Origin of the sequence: Arthrobacter sp. SD76 (genome assembly GCF_049726125.1) — a bacterium.
Taxonomy (GTDB): domain Bacteria; phylum Actinomycetota; class Actinomycetes; order Actinomycetales; family Micrococcaceae; genus Arthrobacter; species Arthrobacter nitrophenolicus.
The window spans coordinates 3,786,835-3,804,758 of record NZ_JBNBLR010000001.1 but is presented as its reverse complement, the minus strand read 5'-3'; the positions used below and the strand labels follow the sequence as shown (position 1 = coordinate 3,804,758).

Sequence of the window (17,924 nt, the reverse complement as noted above, 5' to 3'; positions counted from 1 at the left end):
CACCGCAGCCGGGAAGGAGTCCTCCGTGGCACTTCCTGGGCAGGCCACCGACCGGTGGGAAGACGGGTTGACCGCGTCCTTCCTGGCCGGTGATGAGCAGGCGCTGACCACGGCCTACCGCGAGTTCGCCCCGCTGGTCCATACCCTGGCCCTGCGCTCGCTGGGTGACCGTGCGGCGGCGGACGACGTCACCCAGGAAGTCTTCATCAGGGTGTGGCGGTCGCGGACTTCGTTCAACCCGCACACGGCCCGGCTGCCGGCCTGGATCGTGGGCATCACCCGGAACGCCATTGCCGATGCCAGGTCCGTCTCCGCAAAGGAAGTCCGCAAGGCGGTGGCGGCAGCCGGCGCCGGGATGGCGGACGAGCCGGGCACCGGAACCGAGGCGGCAGAGGTCCTGGCGGACCGCCTGCTGCTGGACGGGGAGCTGGAACGGCTGGGCGAACCCCAGGGCTCCATCATGAAGCTCGCCTTCTACGACGACCTGACGCATGAACAGATCTCGCGGAAACTTGGCCTTCCGCTTGGTACCGTCAAGAGCCACATCCGCCGCAGCCTGACGCACTTGAGGAAAAGATTGGAGGTAGACCATGCCGCACCTTGATCCGGAAGAGTTGAGCCTCCTTGCCCTGTATGACGAATGGGACGACGCCGTCAGCCGGAAGCACCTGGAGGAGTGCCCCGCCTGCGCCTCCGAGTTTGCCGCGCTGCGCCGCACCGTGGATGCAGTGAAAACGACGCCGGACACCAGCCGGCTCTCCGTTCCCGGACCCCAGGTGTGGGACGGCATCCACCGGGAACTGGGACTTTCCGCGTCAGTGCGGGAGGATCCGCTGGCCGCCGCCGGGCAGCAGGGCCACCTGCCGCCGTCGAACACTGCGCCGACGTCGAACACTGCGCCGACGCCGGACATTGCCCCGCCCGCGGACATCTCCCAGGCCCGGGCCGCCAGGAAGGGCCGTGCATGGTGGCAGCGCAGCGGAACCTGGCTGGTGGCAGCGGCCGCTGCAGTGGTGGTGGCCCTCGGCGGGATCTGGGCGCTCAACCGGCCGCCCCAGCCACTGCCACTGGCGGAGGCCCAGCTGACCCCGCTGGCATCGTTCTCGGCAACGGGCTCGGCCCGGGTAGTGGAGGCGCAGGACGGTGCCCGCACCCTGGAGGTCCAGCTCAGCAAGGACGAGGCTCGGGGCTACCAGGAGGTGTGGCTGATCGCGCCCGACCTTTCACGGCTGGTCAGCCTGGGCGTGATGAACGCGGACACCGGGACGTTCCAGGTGCCGGCGGGACTAGAACTCTCCGAGTACCCCATTGTGGATGTCTCGGACGAGCCGGTGGACGGAAATCCCGCGCACTCAAGCGTCAGCATCGTCAGAGGCACGCTCACTTCCTGACGTCCGTTTCCTCTCCCGCCCGCGCTTCCCGCACGCGCCATTTGGTGAGTTTTTCCCACTGGGTCACGGCAAGCGCGGTCAGCAGTGCGGCCGCGGCGTGCAGGTACAGCAGCAGGTGCAGGTCCTCCGCGGCCTGGCCCGGCTCCGCTGCCGCACCAGGAGATGTGGCGTTCCCGTGGCCGTGGCCCGGCAGGGCGAAACCGCTGGCGGAGGAAAGCGCGCTGAAGGCGAGATGCAGGAGTTGCTGTGCCAGCCCTGCCCCCACGAGGACTGCCCATGGCGGAAGCCGCCGCGGCCCCGCCATGGCCGCCGCCATCCCGAGCAACGCTGCCAGCGCCACGACGATAAGGAGGGCCGGGGAACGGCCTCCCCCAGCACATGTGCCGTCCAGCCCAGGCCCGTTGCGAGGGGGCCGGCCAGCCATGCCAGGGAGCGGCTGCCCGCGCGCAGCGGTGGTTCGGCGTTGGCCATGCGGTCTCCCGGCTGGTGGAAATTCTGTCACTTCTGTCCTTACCCATCTAAGCGCCGCGTCCCTGTGCTGTCCCGCTCCGGTGTGCAAGTTCTTGAATGTTTGCTGTTGACTTCAATCTTGTTAGCGCTCACAATTAACAGCAGGCCGCAGTGCTGCGGCAGCTATCTGGAGGATTTTCAATGAACGCAGTTGACGGCTCGGACGTCTTTGTTATCGGCGTGGATTACGGAACGCTGTCCGGCCGCGCCGTTGTGGTGCGGGTCCGGGACGGCAAGGAACTGGGCAGCGGGGTGTACGACTACCCGCACGCCGTGGTCACCGGCGCGCTGCCCGCGGACACAGCAGGCGACGGCGCCGCGCGGCTTCCCGGCGAATGGGCCCTGCAAGTGCCCAACGACTACCGGGACGTCCTGCGGAACGCCGTTCCCGCCGCGATCGCTGACGCGGGGATCGACCCCGCCGCCGTCGTCGGGATCGCCACGGACTTCACCGCCTGCACCATGGTGCCGGTCAAGGCCGACGGTACGCCGCTGAACGAGGTGCCCGGGTTTGCGAACCGCCCGCACGCCTACGTGAAGCTCTGGCGCCACCACGCTGCGCAGCCGCAGGCGGACAGGATCAACCGGCTCGCGGCCGAGCGCGGCGAGGACTGGCTGCCCCGCTACGGCGGACTGATCTCCTCGGAATGGGAATTCGCCAAGGGCCTGCAACTGCTGGAGGAGGACCCGGAGGCGTACGCCGCGATGGACCACTGGGTGGAAGCGGCCGACTGGATCGTCTGGCAGCTCTGCGGCACCTACGTCCGGAACGCCTGCACCGCCGGCTACAAGGGCATCTACCAGGACGGGCGGTACCCGTCCGAGGACTTCCTGGCCGCGCTGAACCCGCAGTTCAAGGACTTCGTCAGCAGCAAACTGGAGCACACCATCGGCCGCCTTGGCGACGCCGCCGGGTACCTCACCGCCGAAGCAGCGGCCTGGACCGGTCTGCCCGAGGGCATCGCCGTGGCGGTGGGCAACGTGGACGCGCACGTCACCGCTCCCGCCGCGCGGGCAGTGGACCCGGGCCAGCTGGTGGCCATCATGGGCACCTCCACCTGCCACGTCATGAACGGCACCGAGCTCCGCGAAGTACCGGGCATGTGCGGCGTGGTGGACGGCGGCATCGTGGACGGGCTGTGGGGCTACGAGGCCGGCCAGTCCGGCGTCGGCGACATTTTCGGCTGGTTCACCAGGTACGGTGTGCCGCCCGAGTACCACCAGGCTGCGGATGCTGCGGGTATGGGGATCCACGAGTACCTCACGGAGCTGGCTTCCTCGCAGGCCATCGGTGAACACGGGCTGATCGCGCTCGACTGGCACTCCGGCAACCGTTCCGTGCTGGTGGACCACGAACTCTCCGGCATCGTGGTGGGCCAGACCCTCGCCACCAGGCCAGAGGACACCTACCGGGCACTGCTCGAGGCCACGGCGTTCGGCACCCGCACCATCGTTGACGCCTTCCGCGGGGCCGGCGTCCCCGTCAAGGAATTCATCGTGGCCGGCGGGCTGCTCAAGAACCGTCTCCTGATGCAGATCTACGCCGACGCCACCGGGCTGCAGCTCTCCACTATCGGTTCCGCCCAAGGACCCGCGCTGGGCTCCGCCATCCACGCCGCCGTGGCCGCCGGGAAGTATGCGGACATCCGGGAGGCCGCCGCCGCCATGGGTGCCGAACCCGGTGAGGTGTACACGCCCATTCCGGAAAATGTCGCCGCCTACGAGGAACTGTTCCAGGAGTACAAGGCGCTGCACGACTACTTCGGCCGGGGCAGCAACGACGTGATGCACCGGCTCAAGGCCATCCAGCGGAAGGCTTCCGGCTCGCTCCTGGCATCCGGCCAGGCCGCCGTGGAGGTGCCGGCATGAGCGGCGCGATCCTCGAGACGATCGCCCGCATCCGCGAGGAGGTGTGCGCCCTGCACGCCGAGCTGACCCGCTATGAACTCGTGGTGTGGACGGCCGGCAACGTCTCCGCCCGGGTGCCCGGCAAGGACCTCATGGTCATCAAGCCGTCCGGCGTCTCCTATGCGGACCTGACCCCCGGGCAGATGGTGGTCACCGATCTCTACGGGGTGCCCGTGGCGGGAAACGACGACGGCGAGTGGGGCAACCCGGTGCTGTCGCCGTCGTCGGACACGGCAGCGCACGCGTATGTGTATCGGCACATGCCCGAAGTCGGCGGCGTGGTGCACACCCATTCCACCTACGCCACCGCGTGGGCGGCCCGCGGCGAGGCCATCCCCTGCGTGCTCACCATGATGAGCGACGAGTTCGGCGGATCGATTCCAGTGGGCCCGTTCGCGTTGATCGGTGACGACTCGATCGGCCACGGCATCGTGGAGACGCTCAAGAACTCCAACTCGCCGGCGGTGCTGATGCAGAACCACGGACCGTTCACCATCGGCAAGGACGCCCGCTCCGCGGTGAAGGCGGCCGTGATGTGCGAGGAAGTGGCCCGCACGGTGCACATCTCCCGGCAGCTGGGCGAGCCGAAGCCCATCGACCAGGGCCACATCGATTCGCTCTACGCCCGGTACCAGAACGTCTACGGCCAGTAGCACCCTTTTCAGACTTAGATTCCCCAGGAGAACCCATGAGCACCGCAGCATCCACTTCCCTTGACGGCTATGAGGTCTGGTTCCTCACCGGCAGCCAGCACCTCTACGGCGAGGACGTCCTGAAGCAGGTGGCGGCCCAGTCGCAGGAGATCGCCAACCAGCTCAACGCCAGCTCCGCCGTCCCGGTCCGGCTGGTCTGGAAGCCGGTCCTGACCGATTCGGACGCCATCCGCCGCACCGCGCTGGAGGCGAACTCGGACGATTCCGTCATCGGCGTCACGGCCTGGATGCACACGTTCAGTCCGGCGAAGATGTGGATCCAGGGCCTGGACCTGCTCCGCAAGCCGCTCCTGCACCTGCACACGCAGGCCAACCGCGACCTGCCTTGGGCGGACATCGACTTCGACTTCATGAACCTTAACCAGGCCGCCCACGGCGACCGCGAGTTCGGGTACATCCAGTCCCGGCTCGGCATTGCCCGGAAGACCGTCGTCGGGCACGTCTCCAACCCGGAGGTTGCCCGGCAGGTGGGCTCCTGGCAGCGCGCCGCGGCCGGCTGGGCCGCCGTCCGCACGCTGAAGCTGACCCGCTTCGGCGACAACATGCGCAACGTGGCCGTCACCGAAGGCGACAAGACCGAGGCCGAGCTGCGTTTCGGCGTCGCGGTGAACACCTGGTCCGTGAACGAGCTCGCCGACGCGGTGCATGCGGCCGCGGAGTCCGACGTCGACGCCCTCGTTGCCGAGTATGACGACCTTTACGACGTGGTTCCGGAGCTCCGCGCAGGCGCGGCCCGGCACGAGTCGCTGCGGTACGGCGCCCGGATCGAGCTGGGCCTCCGAAGCTTCCTGGAGGCCAACGGCTCAGCGGCGTTCACCACCTCCTTCGAGGACCTTGGTGCGCTCCGCCAGCTTCCCGGCCTGGCCGTCCAGCGGCTCATGGCCGCGGGCTACGGCTTCGGTGCCGAGGGCGACTGGAAGACCGCCATCCTGGTCCGCGCCGCGAAGGTGATGGGCGGGGACCTGCCCGGCGGCGCATCCCTGATGGAGGATTACACCTACCACCTGGAGCCGGGCTCGGAGAAGATCCTGGGCGCCCACATGCTGGAGGTCTGCCCGTCCCTGACTGCCGGCAAGCCGCGGCTGGAGATCCACCCGCTGGGCATCGGCGGCAAGGAGGACCCGGTCCGCCTGGTATTCGACGCCGATGCCTCCCCGGGCGTCGTCGTCGCGCTGTCCGACATGCGGGACCGATTCCGCCTGGTGGCCAACGCCGTCGACGTCGTCCCGTTGGACCAGCCGCTGCCCAACCTGCCGGTGGCGCGCGCCCTGTGGCAGCCGAAGCCGGACTTCGCCACTTCCGCCGCCGCTTGGCTCACGGCCGGCGCCGCGCACCACACCGTGCTGTCCACCCAGGTGGGCATGGACGTTTTCGAGGACTTCGCGGAGATCGCCAAAACCGAACTGCTCACCATCGACGAAGACACCACCATCCGCCAGTTCAAAAAGGACCTGAACTGGAACGCCGCCTACTACAAACTTGCTGGCGGCATCTAGGTGGTACGCCGCGGTCAGTGACCGAAGTGGGCGCGCGGGGCGCCCTCCGGCAGCCGCTCCAGGATGTCCTCCGCGATCCTGCGCACCTTGACGTTCCGGTGGCTGGAGGCCTTGGCGAGGATGGAAAAGGCCTCGTGGTACGAGCATCTGTTCTGCGCCATGATGACGCCGCAGGCAACGTTGATGGAGGTGCGGCTGTCCAGGGCGGAACGCAGGTCCGTGGCCATGGAGCGGGCGGTATGCAGGTCGATGGCCATCTGCAGGCTCTTGGCCGCCAGCCCCGCGAACGAGCGGGCTTCCGCGATGACCTGCAGCGGGAAGGCCTTCGCATCCTGGGCGAAGAATGCCAAAGCGGCGGGCCTGTCTTCCCTGGGCCGGGCGCCGGCGCTCCCGTCCGGACCCCCTGCGAGGGCGCCGATTGCAGCGCCGCCGTCCTTCGCCCCCTGCGCAGGTGCCTCACTGCTGAGCGGCAGCCGCACGCCCAGGACGCTGCCGAGACCGGCCTGCTGCAGCTGGTCGCAGTAACGCGGCCAGCGGAAGTCGCCGTTGCGCTGGAGGACTGCCACGGGCTGGCCGCCGGCGAGCACCTCGCGCACGGGTCCCTCCGCTTCCCGGTGCTCCCAGTCGAGCAGCCGGACAACCTCCTCCGAAGTGCCTGTGATGGCGGGCGGCTTCTTGGGCTGGTGGACTATGACCCCGCATTCGATGCGGAGGCCTGCAGTCCGGACAACGGCCTGGGCCGAAGCCGTCACCAGGCGGGTGAGGGATTCCCCCAACGTGCCGGTGCCGGTCACCAGGTCCAGCAGCAGGTCCTGGCCGCCGGGATCAGGCGTGGACACCCCGGCGATGACGGCTGCCGGGCGCGAGCCCGGATTTCGAGGCGGCACAAGAGGGCCGGCGACGGCTGGGGGAGAGGCCTTGGTCTCAAAGGCCTCCTCGTCGCCGGCCCCGCTCAATACCCGCGTCCGTTGGACCGGGAAGCCTGAGGTTATATGTCGTGCATGCATTGCCAGTCTCACACCCCCTCGTGAGCCACGTACCTCGAGCCACGTCACTTCTTCTCTGGTAAGAAACCTAGTTCCGCTGCTGTGGGGGATGAACGCGTAGGAGGTACTCGTTTTTGAGATTAGGTAGTACCTGCTTTGGCTTCGCCCGTGCCGCCGGATCCCATCACCGCAGGTGGGTGGCTTGAGGCTTGCCGGATCCCACCGGAACAGCTTCTGAAGGACTTTCTCCCAACCGCTTGACTGCTGCTGCGGGAGTGCCAAAGAATGTATTTCTATAACGTTGTAAAAAATGGAGTGAGGAATCTTTCGTGACCACAGCAGAATCAGCCGCGGCGAAGATCACCATGGATCCCGCCTTCGTGGTGGGGCCGGTCCGGCGGCGCACTTTCGGCGCCTTCGTGGAGCATCTTGGCCGCTGCGTGTACACCGGCATCTTTGAGCCGGAGCACCCGACGGCGGACCGGGACGGCTTCCGCGGGGACGTCCTGGAACTCACCCGCGAACTGGGGGTATCCACGGTGCGGTACCCGGGCGGCAACTTCGTGTCCGGCTACCGCTGGGAGGACGGCGTGGGCCCGGTGGAGCAGCGGCCGGTGCGGCTGGACCTCGCCTGGCACTCCAGCGACCCCAACCTGGTGGGCGTGGACGAGTTCGCCAAATGGTCCGCCAAGGCAGGCGTGGAGACCATGATGGCCGTCAACCTCGGCACCCGCGGAACCCAGGAGGCGCTGGACCTGCTGGAGTATTGCAACATCGACGGCGGGACGGCCTTCTCGGACCAGCGCCGGGCCAACGGCGCCGAAAAGGGCTACGGCATCAAGATGTGGTGCCTGGGCAACGAGATGGACGGCCCCTGGCAGATCGGCCACAAGAGCGCCCACGAGTACGGCCGGCTCGCGGCGGACACCGCCCGGGGAATGCGCATGCTGGATCCGGACCTTGAACTGGTGGCCTGCGGCAGCTCCGGGCCCACCATGCCGACGTTCGGCGAGTGGGAGCGCGTGGTGCTCAGCGAGACCTACGACCTCGTGGACCTGGTCTCGGCCCACCAGTACTTCGAGGACTTCGGCGACCTGCAGGAACACCTTGCCGCCGGACACAAGATGGACGCGTTCATCCGCGACATCGTTGCCCACATCGACCACGTGAAGTCGGTCAGGAAGTCCGGCAAGCAGATCAACATCTCCTTCGACGAGTGGAACGTCTGGCACATGAGCCGCGGCGAGTCCAAGGCGCCCAGCGGCAAGGACTGGCCGGTGGCCCCCGTGCTGCTGGAGGACATTTACACCGTGGCGGACGCCGTGGTGGTCGGGGACCTGCTGATCACGCTGCTCCGCAACACGGACCGGGTGCACTCGGCAAGCCTGGCGCAGCTGGTGAACGTCATCGCCCCCATCATGACCGAACCGGGCGGGCGTGCCTGGAAGCAGACCACCTTCCACCCGTTCGCCCTGACCTCCCGCCACGCGTCCGGCACCGTGCTGCAGCTCGCCGTCGAATCCCCCCTGGTCAGCGGGGGCAAGACGACGGACGTTGCCGCGGTGTCCGCCGTCGCAACCTACGACGCCGAAAAGGGGGAGGCGGTGGTGTTCGCCGTCAACCGCTCGGCGACGGACGCGCTGCGGCTGGACGCCGCGGTGTCCGCGTTCGGCAACGTTCAGGTTGTGGAGGCCCTCACCTACGCCAACAAGGACCCCTACTGGCAGGCAACGGCGGATGATTCCACCTCCGTCCTGCCCGCTGAGAACGTCACGGCAAAGGCCGACGGCGGCCGCCTCACCGCGGAGCTTCCTGCCGTGTCCTGGTCGATGATCCGGCTCGCCGTCGGCAAGTAGCAGCAGGCGGATGCCCCCAGCGGGGCGCGGAAGGCAACAATTCCGCGCCCCGCTGGCGTCTGCGGCAACCTCTGGGAGGATGGACGGCATGGAACTGCACATCACGGGTGATCCCGCCGCCGATAAGTTGTTGAGCGAGGATGACTTTGCGCTCTTGACCGGAATGCTGCTGGACCAGCAGGTGACCATGGAATCCGCGTTCGCCGGGCCGGAGAAGATCAGGACCCGGATCGGCTCCCTGAAGCCGGAGGCCATCGCGGCGCACGATCCGCAGGCCTTTGTTGAGATGTTCAAGGAGCGGCCGGCGGTCCACCGGTTCCCGGGCTCCATGGCCGCACGCGTCCAGGCGCTGGCCGAGGCGGTGCAGAACGACTGGGGCGGTGACGCCGCCGCGATCTGGACGCAGGGCAATCCGGACGGCGCGGAGGTGCTGCGCAGGCTGAAGGCGCTGCCCGGCTTTGGCGACCAGAAAGCCAGGATTTTCCTGGCCCTGCTCGGCAAGCAGCGCGGCCTCCAGGCGCCCGGCTGGCAGGAAGCGGCAGGCCACTACGGCGAGGAGGGTGCCTTCCTGTCCGTCGCGGACATCGTGGATCCGGAGTCCCTGGTCAAGGTGCGCGCCAGCAAGCAGGCCGCCAAGGCTGCCGCGAAGAAGGCGAAGGGCTGACCTTCCCTCCTTCGTGGCGGCGGGTTGCCGTACCCGCGGTGTTTTCTGCAACGATGTATCGCAGAACCCGGCAGAACCACACGAAGGAGCCATGATGGCGGTCACCATGAACGACGTTGCAAGGGCGGCGGGGGTGTCGCTGAAGACCGTCTCCAACGTCCTGAACGACTATGAGTTCATCCGTCCTGCCACCAAGCAGCGGGTGCAGGACGCCATCGCCGAGCTGGGCTACGAAGCCAACCTGACGGCCCGGAGCCTGCGGTCCGGCAAGACTTCCATGCTGGGGCTGGTCCTGTCCGACCTTGCCGCTCCCTACTATGCCGAATTGGCGGCGAAGCTGATGAAGGCTGCGTCCCGGCGCGGCTACCGTGTCCTGGTGGAGCAGTCCGACGCACAGTCGGAGGCGGAACTGAACGCCCTCCGCGGCCCGTTCCGCCAGCTCACCGACGGACTGCTGTTCACCCCGCTGTCCATCGACGCCGACGCCATCGCCGAACGCGCGGGCAAGAAACCCCTGGTCATGCTCGGCGAGCACATCATGGACCCGCGCTTTGACCTGGTCACCATGAAGAACGAGGAAGCCGCCGCGGCACTCACCAAGCATCTGCTGAACAGCGGCCGCCGTCGCATTGCGGTGCTCGGGGCCAGCCCGGAAGAGTCGGCCGGCAGTGCCGGGCTGCGGCTCAACGGGTACCGGCGGGCACTGGAACAGGCAGGGGTCGCCTTCGATCCCGCCCTGATAGCCTCCGGTGTGTGGCGCCGGGACGGCGGGGCCGGTGCTGTGGCCGGCCTGCTGGACAGCGGGGTGCAGTTCGATGCCGTCTTCGGCCTGAACGACGTGCTGGCGCTGGGGGCCCTGCACGAACTGCTGATCCGCGGGCTTCGGGTACCGCAGGATGTGGCCGTGGCGGGCTTTGACGACATCGATGAGGCGCGGTTCGCCTCGCCGTCCCTGACCACCGTTTCGCCGGGTATGGATGAGATCGCCGAGCGGTCCATCACCCTGCTGCTGGACCGCCTCGCCGGCCGGGAAACCGCCGGGCAGGGCGTTCACATTGAGGCCGGCTTCGAGCTGAAGATCCGGGAGTCTGCTCCGTAGCTACAAGTTTCATCAGCGCCGCCGGCGGGTACGGTTTTGGCACCGGTTCAACAGACGGAAAGGTGCCCCATGATTGCCCTCCTGGTCATCGACATGCAGAACGCATACTTCGAAGCACCGGAACTGGCCGCCCGGCAGGACCGGCTGGTTGCCTCCTGCAACCGGTTGTTGGAGGCTTTCACCTCTACCGGCCACAAGGCGTTGCTGGTGGGCACGGAGCATGAGCGCGACAAGTCCACCTGGACGCTGAACATGCTCGACGACGACCAGGGCTTCATCTTCCGCGGCAGCAAGCAGGCCGAGGCCGTTCCGGGCCTGGCAAAGGACGGCCTGCCCCAGCTCAACAAGACCCGCGACAGCGCCTTTGTGGGCACCAACCTGCTGTCCCGGCTGCGGAACTGGGGTGCCGACGAAGTGGTGCTGGCGGGCGTCTCCACCCACAACTGCATCGCCCAGACCGGCGCGGACGCCTTCGCCCACAACATCCGCGTCACCTACGCCAAGGACGCCATGGCCTCCGAGGACACCAAGGACGCCGAGGACATGTTGCGCATCCTCTCCACCACCTACCGCCAGCCCGTCCAGTCCACTGACGAGATCGTGGCCAGGCTGCAGGAAGCGTCGGCAGAGGGGCGCACGAGGTAAGGCGCGACGGCTGCACGTCCGCGCGTGCCGCCGTCGCGCCTTAACAGGGTGGTCAGGCCATCAGCCCGTGGAGTGCGTCGGCAAGGGTTTGCGCGCCTGTTTCGGCGTCCTCGTCCAGCACGTGTTCTTCGGGCGAATGGGATACGCCGCTGGGGTTGCGGACGAAAACCATGGCGGTGGGGACGTGGGCTGCGAGGACGCCGGCGTCGTGTCCTGCCCCGGTGTCCAGGACGGGTGCGTCCGGCAGGGCGAGCTGGAGGTCCTTCTGCAGTCCTGGATCGAAATGGACGGTGGGGCTCAGCGACTCCTCGCGGAGTTCCACGCGGCAGCCTTCCTCGGCGGCGATGACCCGGGCCTGCAGGTGGATGCTTTCCACGAGGGCGGCGGTGACGGCGTCGTTGGGGTGGCGGACGTCCAGCCAGAAGTCCACGCGGGAGGCGATGACGTTGGTTCCGCCGGGAACGGGCTGCAGCCTGCCGACGGTGGCGCGGGCGTGGGGCTGTTTCCGGGCAATGTCCCGCACGGCGACCACCATGCGGGAGGCTGCGACCATGGGGTCGTGCCGGTCGGCCATGAGGGTGGTGCCGGCGTGGTTGCCCTGGCCGTGGACGCTCAGGCGCCAGCGTCCGTGCCCGAGGATGGACGAGCCGATTGCCACAGGCTGGTCCAGGTCGATCAGTCCCCGGCCCTGTTCGACGTGCAGTTCCACGAAGGCGCCGATCCGGCCCAGGAGTTGTTCGTCTTTGCCGACGTGGCGCGGGTCCAGTCCATTGGCGCGTGCGACGTCGGCGAAGGTTGAACCGTCGGGGTCCCGCAGGTTCCGGGCTTTGTCCGGGTCGATGGCGCCGGTCAGAAGCCGGGAGCCGAGGCAGGCGACGCCGAAGCGGGAGCCTTCCTCCTCGGGGAACACGACGACGGCGAGCGGGCGCGGCGGGGTGGCGATCCGGGCTTTGAGGATGTCCACGGCGACCAGGGCGGAGGCGATGCCGAGCGGGCCGTCGAAGGGTCCGCCGCCGGGGACAGAGTCAAGGTGGCTGCCGGTGACCAGGCTGTTGCTGCGGTCCCCGCCGGGGATGTCCCACCAGGCCCAGATGGCGCCGTTGCGGTCGGTTTCCACGGACAGGCCGCGCTTTTGGGCCTGCTCGGTGAACCAGCTGCGCAGGTCCAGCTCTGCGGTGGAGTACACCGGGCGGGTGTAGCCGCCGCGGAGGGCATCCGTTCCGACGGCGGAAATTTCAGCCATCAGGCCGGTCACGGTCGCCGTCGGAGCGGTGGCCAGCGGCTCGGGTTCGATCGTCTGCGCCATCAGTGGGCCGCCACTGCCGTGCCGTGGGCCTGGGCCGCGAGCCGGAACTGGTCCGGGACTTGTCCTGCGCCGGTGGCGAGGTCTGCCGCAAATTTCCCGATCAGCGGGGCGAACTTGGCGCCGTGGCCGGAGCAGGGGGAGAGGATGGTGATGCCGTCCGCCCGGTCCAGGATGAAGTCTTCGGTGGGGGTGTTGGTGAACAGGCAGGTGGTTTCGGCGTACGGTTCGGGCACCAGGCCGGGGAGGTATTGCGCGACGTAGTCGATGACCCGCCGGCGGTTGTCGGCACTGATCCTGCCGTCCTGGTCAGCGGCGGAGGGCAGGATTTTGCCGCCGTTGTATTCGGCGACCTTCTGGCCGCGGAAGCCGGCGTCACGGCCGCCGGGCAGGCCGTAGGCCTGCCAGCCCTCGCGTTTGTGGATGAACGTGGGCCAGGTGGAGGGGTCTGTGCCGTCGGCATAGGGGAAGTGGTAGGCCTGTTCCTGGCGGACCTCGATGGGCGGCATCCCGGCCAGGAAGGACGACGGCAGCGCCAGCGACCCCAGCAGCCGGGGCAGCCAGCCGCCCGCGGCGACGATGACGTTCGCGGCGCGCAGGGTCCGGCCGTCCTCCGAGGTCAGGACGTAGGCGCCGGCTGAGCCGGCGATGGAGGCGACGGCCCAGTTGGTGCGGAGTGCCGCGCCATTAGTCACTGCCTGGTCCACCATGGCGGCGACGGATTCGTGGGCGTCGATCACGCCGGCGTCCGGGTGCCACAGCACTGGGGTGTCGAAAGCGATCTGGGGCCAGCGGCGGCCTGCTTCGGCGGGGGTGAGGAGTTCGTGGTCGATGCCGCGGCTGGCCAGCACTGCGGCGAGGCGTTCGGGCTGGCGGATGGCGCCGTAGTCGACGGCTCCGGTGGGGGTGATGAGCTGCTTGCCGCTGAGGCGTGCCAGTTCGTCCCAGCCGGCCTTGGCCTCCTGGACCAGGCCGGTGTAGAACTCCTCGGGGTAGGCGTAGCGGAAGATCCGGGCGGAGCCATGGGAACTTCCGGCGTCGTTGGCGGGGGTGGTGCGTTCCAGCAGGGCAACGCCGTGGCCGCGGACGGCAAGGTGCCAGGCGGTGGCTGCTCCGGACAGCCCCGCCCCGACGACGGCGTACTCGATCGAGTCCATGGGATGGCTCCTTGATGCAGTGACGGTGGTTCGTGCTCTGCGTCCAGTAACCCATCCGGAAAGATGCTGCGTCCAATATCATTTGACTAGTGATTATTAGCGTCTATCGAAAGAATCCTCATGGAGCTCCGGCAGCTGCGGTACTTCCTCGTCGTCGCTGACGAGCTGCACTTCGGCAGGGCGGCCGAGCGCCTGCACATCACCCAGCCGCCCCTGACCGTCGCCGTCAAGGGCCTGGAACGTGAGCTTGGCGTGCAGCTGTTCGACCGCACCACCCGCCGCGTCACCCTGACAGCCGCTGGCGAGGCGTTCAGGGACAGGGCCCGCGCGGCCGTGGCGGAGTTGGATGCCGCGGCGGGCGACGTTGCCGACGTCGCCGCCGGAAAGAGCGGCAAGGTCAAGGTGGGCTTCGTCAGCTCCGCGAGCTACACCACCGTCCCCGAGGCACTGCGCGCCTTCCGCCGGCACCGGCCACGGGTGGACCTGGTGCTGCACCCGCTCACCAGCGGCGAACAGATCGAACAGCTGCTTGACGGCGATCTCGACGTCGGCCTGGTCCGCGACCCGGGGGACGTGCCCGGCCTCCACCTCGAACTGCTCGGCACCGAGGACCTGGTGGCGGTCATCCCGGAAAACCACCCCCTCGCCGGGCAGGAGGAGATCCGGCCGGAGGACCTCGAGGGCGAGCCCATGATCCTTTTCCCGTACCGCCTGATGCCGGGCTTCGTGTCCCGGGTCCTGCGGCTGTTCGAACCGCTCGCGGTGCCCCCCGCCGTCGTGCAGCAGGCCATCCACCAGGAAACGGTCCTTGGCCTGGTGGCCGCCGGGCTGGGCATGTCCGTGCTGCCTGAATCCGTGGAGCGGTTCCAGATGCCGGGTGTGACCACGCGCCGGCTGGCCGGGCGGCCCCAGACGGAACTCCACGTAGCGCGGCCCTTGCACCCTTCCCCGGTGGTCGACGACTTCGTGGCATGCCTGAAAGGGCATGTGCCGGACTGAGCGAAGGCCCGCCATGACATGGCGGAAACGTGGCGGAAACGTTCGCCGCCTACTCTGGGTCCCACGCCGTCCTGAAGGCCGTTGAAGGGAACCCTATGCATCTGATGCCCCGTGAGCAGGAAAAGCTTCTGATCGTCGTGGCGGCCGACCTCGCCCGGCGGCGGCAGGCACGGGGGCTCAAGCTGAACTACCCGGAGGCGGTGGCCATCATCAGCTATGAGCTGATCGAGGGCGCCCGGGACGGCCGCAGCGTGGCCGAACTCATGAGCTACGGAACCACCCTGCTCACCCGCGAAGACGTGATGGAAGGCGTTCCCGAGATGATCCATGACGTCCAGGTCGAGGCGACATTCCCGGACGGCACCAAGCTTGTTACTGTCCACGACCCGATCCGTTAGGGGCGCCCCATGATTCCCGGAGAATACATCCTGCGGCCCGAGCCGGTAACGGCCAACGCCGCGCGCGAGGCCATCGACGTCGAGGTGGTGAATACCGGTGACCGGCCGGTCCAGGTGGGCTCGCACTTCCACTTCGCCGAGGCAAACCCTGCCCTGGCCTTTGACCGGCAGGCAGCCTACGGCCGCCGGCTGGACATCCCGGCCGGAACCGCGGCCCGGTTCGAACCCGGCGACTCGCGCAGCGTCCGGCTGATCGAACTCGCCGGCACCCGCGAAGTCCACGGGCTCAGCAACGCGGTCAACGGGAAACTCGACGGCGGCACGCACCTTGGCAGCCCGGCCCGGCCGGGTGCCGCAGCGGAAGGGGACCAGCAGTGAGCTTCGAGATGCCACGACGGCAGTACGCCGACCTTTACGGCCCGACGACGGGTGACGCCATCCGCCTGGCGGACACGGAACTGTTCCTCGAAATCGAGAAAGACCTCACCGTCTACGGCGAGGAGGTGGTGTTCGGCGGCGGCAAGGTGATCCGGGACGGCATGGGCCAGAACGGCCAGGCGGTCCGCGATGAGGACGTTCCGGACACCGTTATCACCAACGCCGTCATCCTGGACTACACCGGCATCTACAAAGCGGACGTGGCGCTCAGGGACGGCCACATCTTCAGGATCGGCAAGGCCGGCAACCCCCAGATCACGGACGGCGTGGATATCGTGATCGGAGCGAGCACGGAGATCATCGCCGGGGAACGCAAGATCCTCACCGCCGGGGGAGTGGACACCCACATCCACTTCATCTCCCCGGACCAGGTGGCCGCCGCACTCACGAGTGGCGTGACCACCATGATCGGCGGCGGCACCGGCCCGGCCGAAGGAACCAAGGCCACCACCGTCACCCCCGGGAAATGGCACATCCAACGGATGCTGCAGGCGGCCGAGGGCTTCCCCATGAACATCGGCCTGCTCGGCAAAGGCCACGCGTCCGCCGTCGAACCGCTGGCCGAACAGATCCGTGCCGGCGCCATCGGGCTGAAGGTCCACGAGGACTGGGGCGCCACGCACTCCTCCATCGACACCTCGCTGAAGGTGGCGGACGAGTACGACGTCCAGGTGGCCATCCACACTGACACCCTCAACGAGTGCGGCTTCGTGGAGGACACTATCCGGGCCATCGGCGGCCGCGTCATCCACACCTTCCACACCGAAGGTGCCGGCGGCGGCCACGCCCCGGACATCATCAAGATCGCGGGCATGCCCAACGTCCTGCCCGCGTCCACCAACCCCACGCTGCCGTACACGCGCAACACCATCGAAGAGCACCTGGACATGCTGATGGTCTGCCACCACCTCAACCCGGACATCCCCGAGGACGTTGCCTTCGCCGATTCCCGCATCCGGGCCGAGACCATCGCCGCCGAGGACGTCCTGCAGGACCTGGGCATCTTCTCCATCACCTCCTCCGACTCCCAGGCCATGGGACGCGTGGGTGAGGTGATCACCCGCACCTGGCAGGTGGCGGACAAGATGAAGAAGCAGCGCGGTGTGCTGGCAGATGACGACGGCGGCGCGCACGGCTCCGCCGGCAGCGACAACTTCCGGCTCAAACGCTACGTGGCCAAGTACACGATCAACCCGGCCATCGCCCAGGGCATCGCGGACGCCGTCGGCTCCGTTGAGGAGGGCAAGTTCGCGGACCTGGTGCTGTGGGACCCTGCCTTCTTTGGCGTTAAACCGGAGTTGGTGATCAAGGGCGGGCAGATCGCGTATGCCCTGATGGGCGACGCCAACGCGTCCATCCCCACCCCGCAGCCGCGGACCATGCGGCCCATGTTCGGGGCCCACGGGAAGGCGGTGCAGCAGTGCTCCATCACGTTCCTCCCGCAGGCGGCCATTGACGCCGGAGTGCCGGGCGAGCTGGGGCTGGAGAAGGTCATCCGGCCCGTCTCCGGGATCCGCACCCTCACCAAGGCGGACCTGAAATACAACGACGCGACGCCGGACATCCAGGTGGACCCGGAGACCTACCAGGTAACGGTCGACGGCGAGGACGTCACCTGCGAGCCCGCCGACGTCCTGCCCATGGCACAGCGCTACTTCCTCTTCTAGCCCTTCCCCTTTCACGCCCCCGGAGAACCCCGTGATCATCGACAAAGTCCTCGGCAACCTGCACGAGCTGCCCGAAACGGACCTCGCAGCCTACGCCGGCCTGCATCGCGAGAAGGTGGTGCTGCCCAGCGCCCAGCTGGTCAAGCGCATCCAGCGCGCCACCACGGACCACGGCAAGGAAATCGGCATCCGCCTTCCCGCCGGCTCCGGCGACCTCCGCGACGGCGACATCCTGCATGTCGAAGACTCCAACATGATCGTGGTGTCCGTCCTGCCCACCGACGTCCTGGTCATCGCCCCCCGGTCCATCCACGAAATGGGGGTCGCTGCCCACTCCCTCGGCAACCGGCACCTGCAGGCACAGTTCTTCGACACATCGTCTGAATATGAAGCCGAGGTCATGGTCTGCGCCTACGACCACACCGTCGAGGACTATCTCAAACACACCGGAGTGCCCTACTCCCGGCAGGAACGCGTCATGCCCGTACCTTTCCGCCATGCTGAGCACAGTCACTGAAACCGCCCCCGGTGGTCGAGCCTGTCGAGACCTGGGTGCCGACGCGGGGGCTTCGGCGGGAGATAGGGGCCGTGCCCGTCCCCAGGCGCTCCCAACCCTCGCAAGCTCGGGTCGGGGCCCTTGCGCCAGTGGGCCCCCCCGCGCGGCCCGCCACGCCGCGGCCCCTATCTCCCGCCT

General features: G+C 68.1%; 18 protein-coding genes. 14 read left to right on the top strand and 4 right to left on the bottom strand.

Annotated elements, in window-relative coordinates:
- Positions 1-25: 25 nt before the first annotated feature.
- Positions 26-604, top strand: a complete 579-nt coding sequence (locus tag ACPEE0_RS18395; protein WP_424575008.1) for an RNA polymerase sigma factor — start codon at positions 26-28, stop codon at positions 602-604.
- Positions 591-1,391 carry an anti-sigma factor domain-containing protein gene (locus tag ACPEE0_RS18390; RefSeq protein WP_424575007.1) on the top strand — a complete coding sequence of 267 codons (801 nt, stop codon included), beginning with the start codon at positions 591-593 and terminating at the stop codon, positions 1,389-1,391. Before ACPEE0_RS18395 ends, ACPEE0_RS18390 begins: the two co-directional genes overlap by 14 nt.
- Here the strand turns inward: ACPEE0_RS18390 and ACPEE0_RS18385 are convergent.
- On the bottom strand, positions 1,381-1,695 hold the full coding sequence (locus ACPEE0_RS18385) for a hypothetical protein (RefSeq protein WP_424575006.1): 315 nt from the start codon (positions 1,693-1,695) through the stop codon (positions 1,381-1,383). The genes ACPEE0_RS18390 and ACPEE0_RS18385 overlap by 11 nt on opposite strands.
- A gap of 347 nt (positions 1,696-2,042) precedes the next feature.
- On the opposite strand from ACPEE0_RS18385, the gene araB reads away from it, so the two are divergent.
- From araB to araA, 3 genes are read left to right on the top strand one after another with little or no spacing between them, the layout of a single operon-like run.
- Positions 2,043-3,770, top strand: a complete 1,728-nt coding sequence (gene araB, locus ACPEE0_RS18380) for a ribulokinase (RefSeq protein WP_424575005.1) — start codon at positions 2,043-2,045, stop codon at positions 3,768-3,770.
- Positions 3,767-4,462, top strand: coding sequence for an L-ribulose-5-phosphate 4-epimerase (locus ACPEE0_RS18375; RefSeq protein WP_424575004.1), 696 nt, complete (start codon positions 3,767-3,769; stop codon positions 4,460-4,462). Before araB ends, ACPEE0_RS18375 begins: the two co-directional genes overlap by 4 nt.
- A 35-nt stretch (positions 4,463-4,497) precedes the next feature.
- The gene (gene araA / locus ACPEE0_RS18370) at positions 4,498-6,018 is read left to right on the top strand and encodes an L-arabinose isomerase (protein WP_424575003.1); all 1,521 of its coding nucleotides are present in this window, start codon (positions 4,498-4,500) and stop codon (positions 6,016-6,018) included.
- A gap of 14 nt (positions 6,019-6,032) precedes the next feature.
- On the opposite strand, the gene ACPEE0_RS18365 is transcribed toward araA, so the two are convergent.
- Positions 6,033-6,974 (bottom strand): GAF and ANTAR domain-containing protein, encoded by a 942-nt coding sequence (locus ACPEE0_RS18365; RefSeq protein WP_354176661.1) that lies wholly within the window; start codon positions 6,972-6,974, stop codon positions 6,033-6,035.
- 395 nt (positions 6,975-7,369) lie between these two features.
- Between ACPEE0_RS18365 and ACPEE0_RS18360 the strand changes: the two genes are divergently transcribed.
- From ACPEE0_RS18360 to ACPEE0_RS18345, 4 genes are all read left to right on the top strand, one after another.
- A complete protein-coding gene (locus ACPEE0_RS18360) occupies positions 7,370-8,860 on the top strand; it encodes an alpha-N-arabinofuranosidase (RefSeq protein WP_354176668.1) in 1,491 nt (496 codons plus the stop codon).
- Positions 8,861-8,939: 79 nt separating this feature from the next.
- Positions 8,940-9,524 carry an HhH-GPD-type base excision DNA repair protein gene (locus ACPEE0_RS18355; protein ID WP_035753348.1) on the top strand — a complete coding sequence of 195 codons (585 nt, stop codon included), beginning with the start codon at positions 8,940-8,942 and terminating at the stop codon, positions 9,522-9,524.
- Positions 9,525-9,618: 94 nt separating this feature from the next.
- A complete protein-coding gene (locus ACPEE0_RS18350) occupies positions 9,619-10,623 on the top strand; it encodes a LacI family DNA-binding transcriptional regulator (RefSeq protein WP_354176659.1) in 1,005 nt (334 codons plus the stop codon).
- A 69-nt stretch (positions 10,624-10,692) separates the two neighbouring features.
- A complete protein-coding gene (locus ACPEE0_RS18345; RefSeq protein ID WP_133349486.1) occupies positions 10,693-11,268 on the top strand; it encodes a cysteine hydrolase family protein in 576 nt (191 codons plus the stop codon).
- A 52-nt stretch (positions 11,269-11,320) separates the two neighbouring features.
- On the opposite strand, the gene ACPEE0_RS18340 is transcribed toward ACPEE0_RS18345, so the two are convergent.
- Both ACPEE0_RS18340 and ACPEE0_RS18335 read right to left on the bottom strand, forming a co-directional pair.
- Positions 11,321-12,574 (bottom strand): allantoate amidohydrolase, encoded by a 1,254-nt coding sequence (locus ACPEE0_RS18340; RefSeq protein ID WP_424575002.1) that lies wholly within the window; start codon positions 12,572-12,574, stop codon positions 11,321-11,323.
- Entirely contained in the window at positions 12,574-13,728 is a 1,155-nt protein-coding gene (locus tag ACPEE0_RS18335) for an FAD-dependent oxidoreductase (protein ID WP_424575001.1), read from the bottom strand. The genes ACPEE0_RS18340 and ACPEE0_RS18335 overlap by 1 nt, the downstream gene beginning before the upstream one ends.
- A gap of 120 nt (positions 13,729-13,848) precedes the next feature.
- Here ACPEE0_RS18335 and ACPEE0_RS18330 point away from each other — a divergent pair, with 120 nt between their 5' ends.
- From ACPEE0_RS18330 to ureE, 5 genes are all read left to right on the top strand, one after another.
- Positions 13,849-14,727 carry a LysR family transcriptional regulator gene (locus ACPEE0_RS18330; RefSeq protein WP_009358790.1) on the top strand — a complete coding sequence of 293 codons (879 nt, stop codon included), beginning with the start codon at positions 13,849-13,851 and terminating at the stop codon, positions 14,725-14,727.
- A gap of 95 nt (positions 14,728-14,822) precedes the next feature.
- Positions 14,823-15,125 (top strand): urease subunit gamma, encoded by a 303-nt coding sequence (locus ACPEE0_RS18325; protein ID WP_009358789.1) that lies wholly within the window; start codon positions 14,823-14,825, stop codon positions 15,123-15,125.
- Between the two features lie 9 nt (positions 15,126-15,134).
- A complete protein-coding gene (locus tag ACPEE0_RS18320) occupies positions 15,135-15,503 on the top strand; it encodes an urease subunit beta (RefSeq protein WP_009358788.1) in 369 nt (122 codons plus the stop codon).
- Positions 15,500-17,230, top strand: coding sequence for an urease subunit alpha (gene ureC / locus ACPEE0_RS18315; RefSeq protein ID WP_009358787.1), 1,731 nt, complete (start codon positions 15,500-15,502; stop codon positions 17,228-17,230). Before ACPEE0_RS18320 ends, ureC begins: the two co-directional genes overlap by 4 nt.
- 31 nt (positions 17,231-17,261) lie before the next feature.
- Positions 17,262-17,747 (top strand): urease accessory protein UreE, encoded by a 486-nt coding sequence (gene ureE / locus ACPEE0_RS18310; RefSeq protein ID WP_009358786.1) that lies wholly within the window; start codon positions 17,262-17,264, stop codon positions 17,745-17,747.
- Positions 17,748-17,924: the final 177 nt, after the last annotated feature.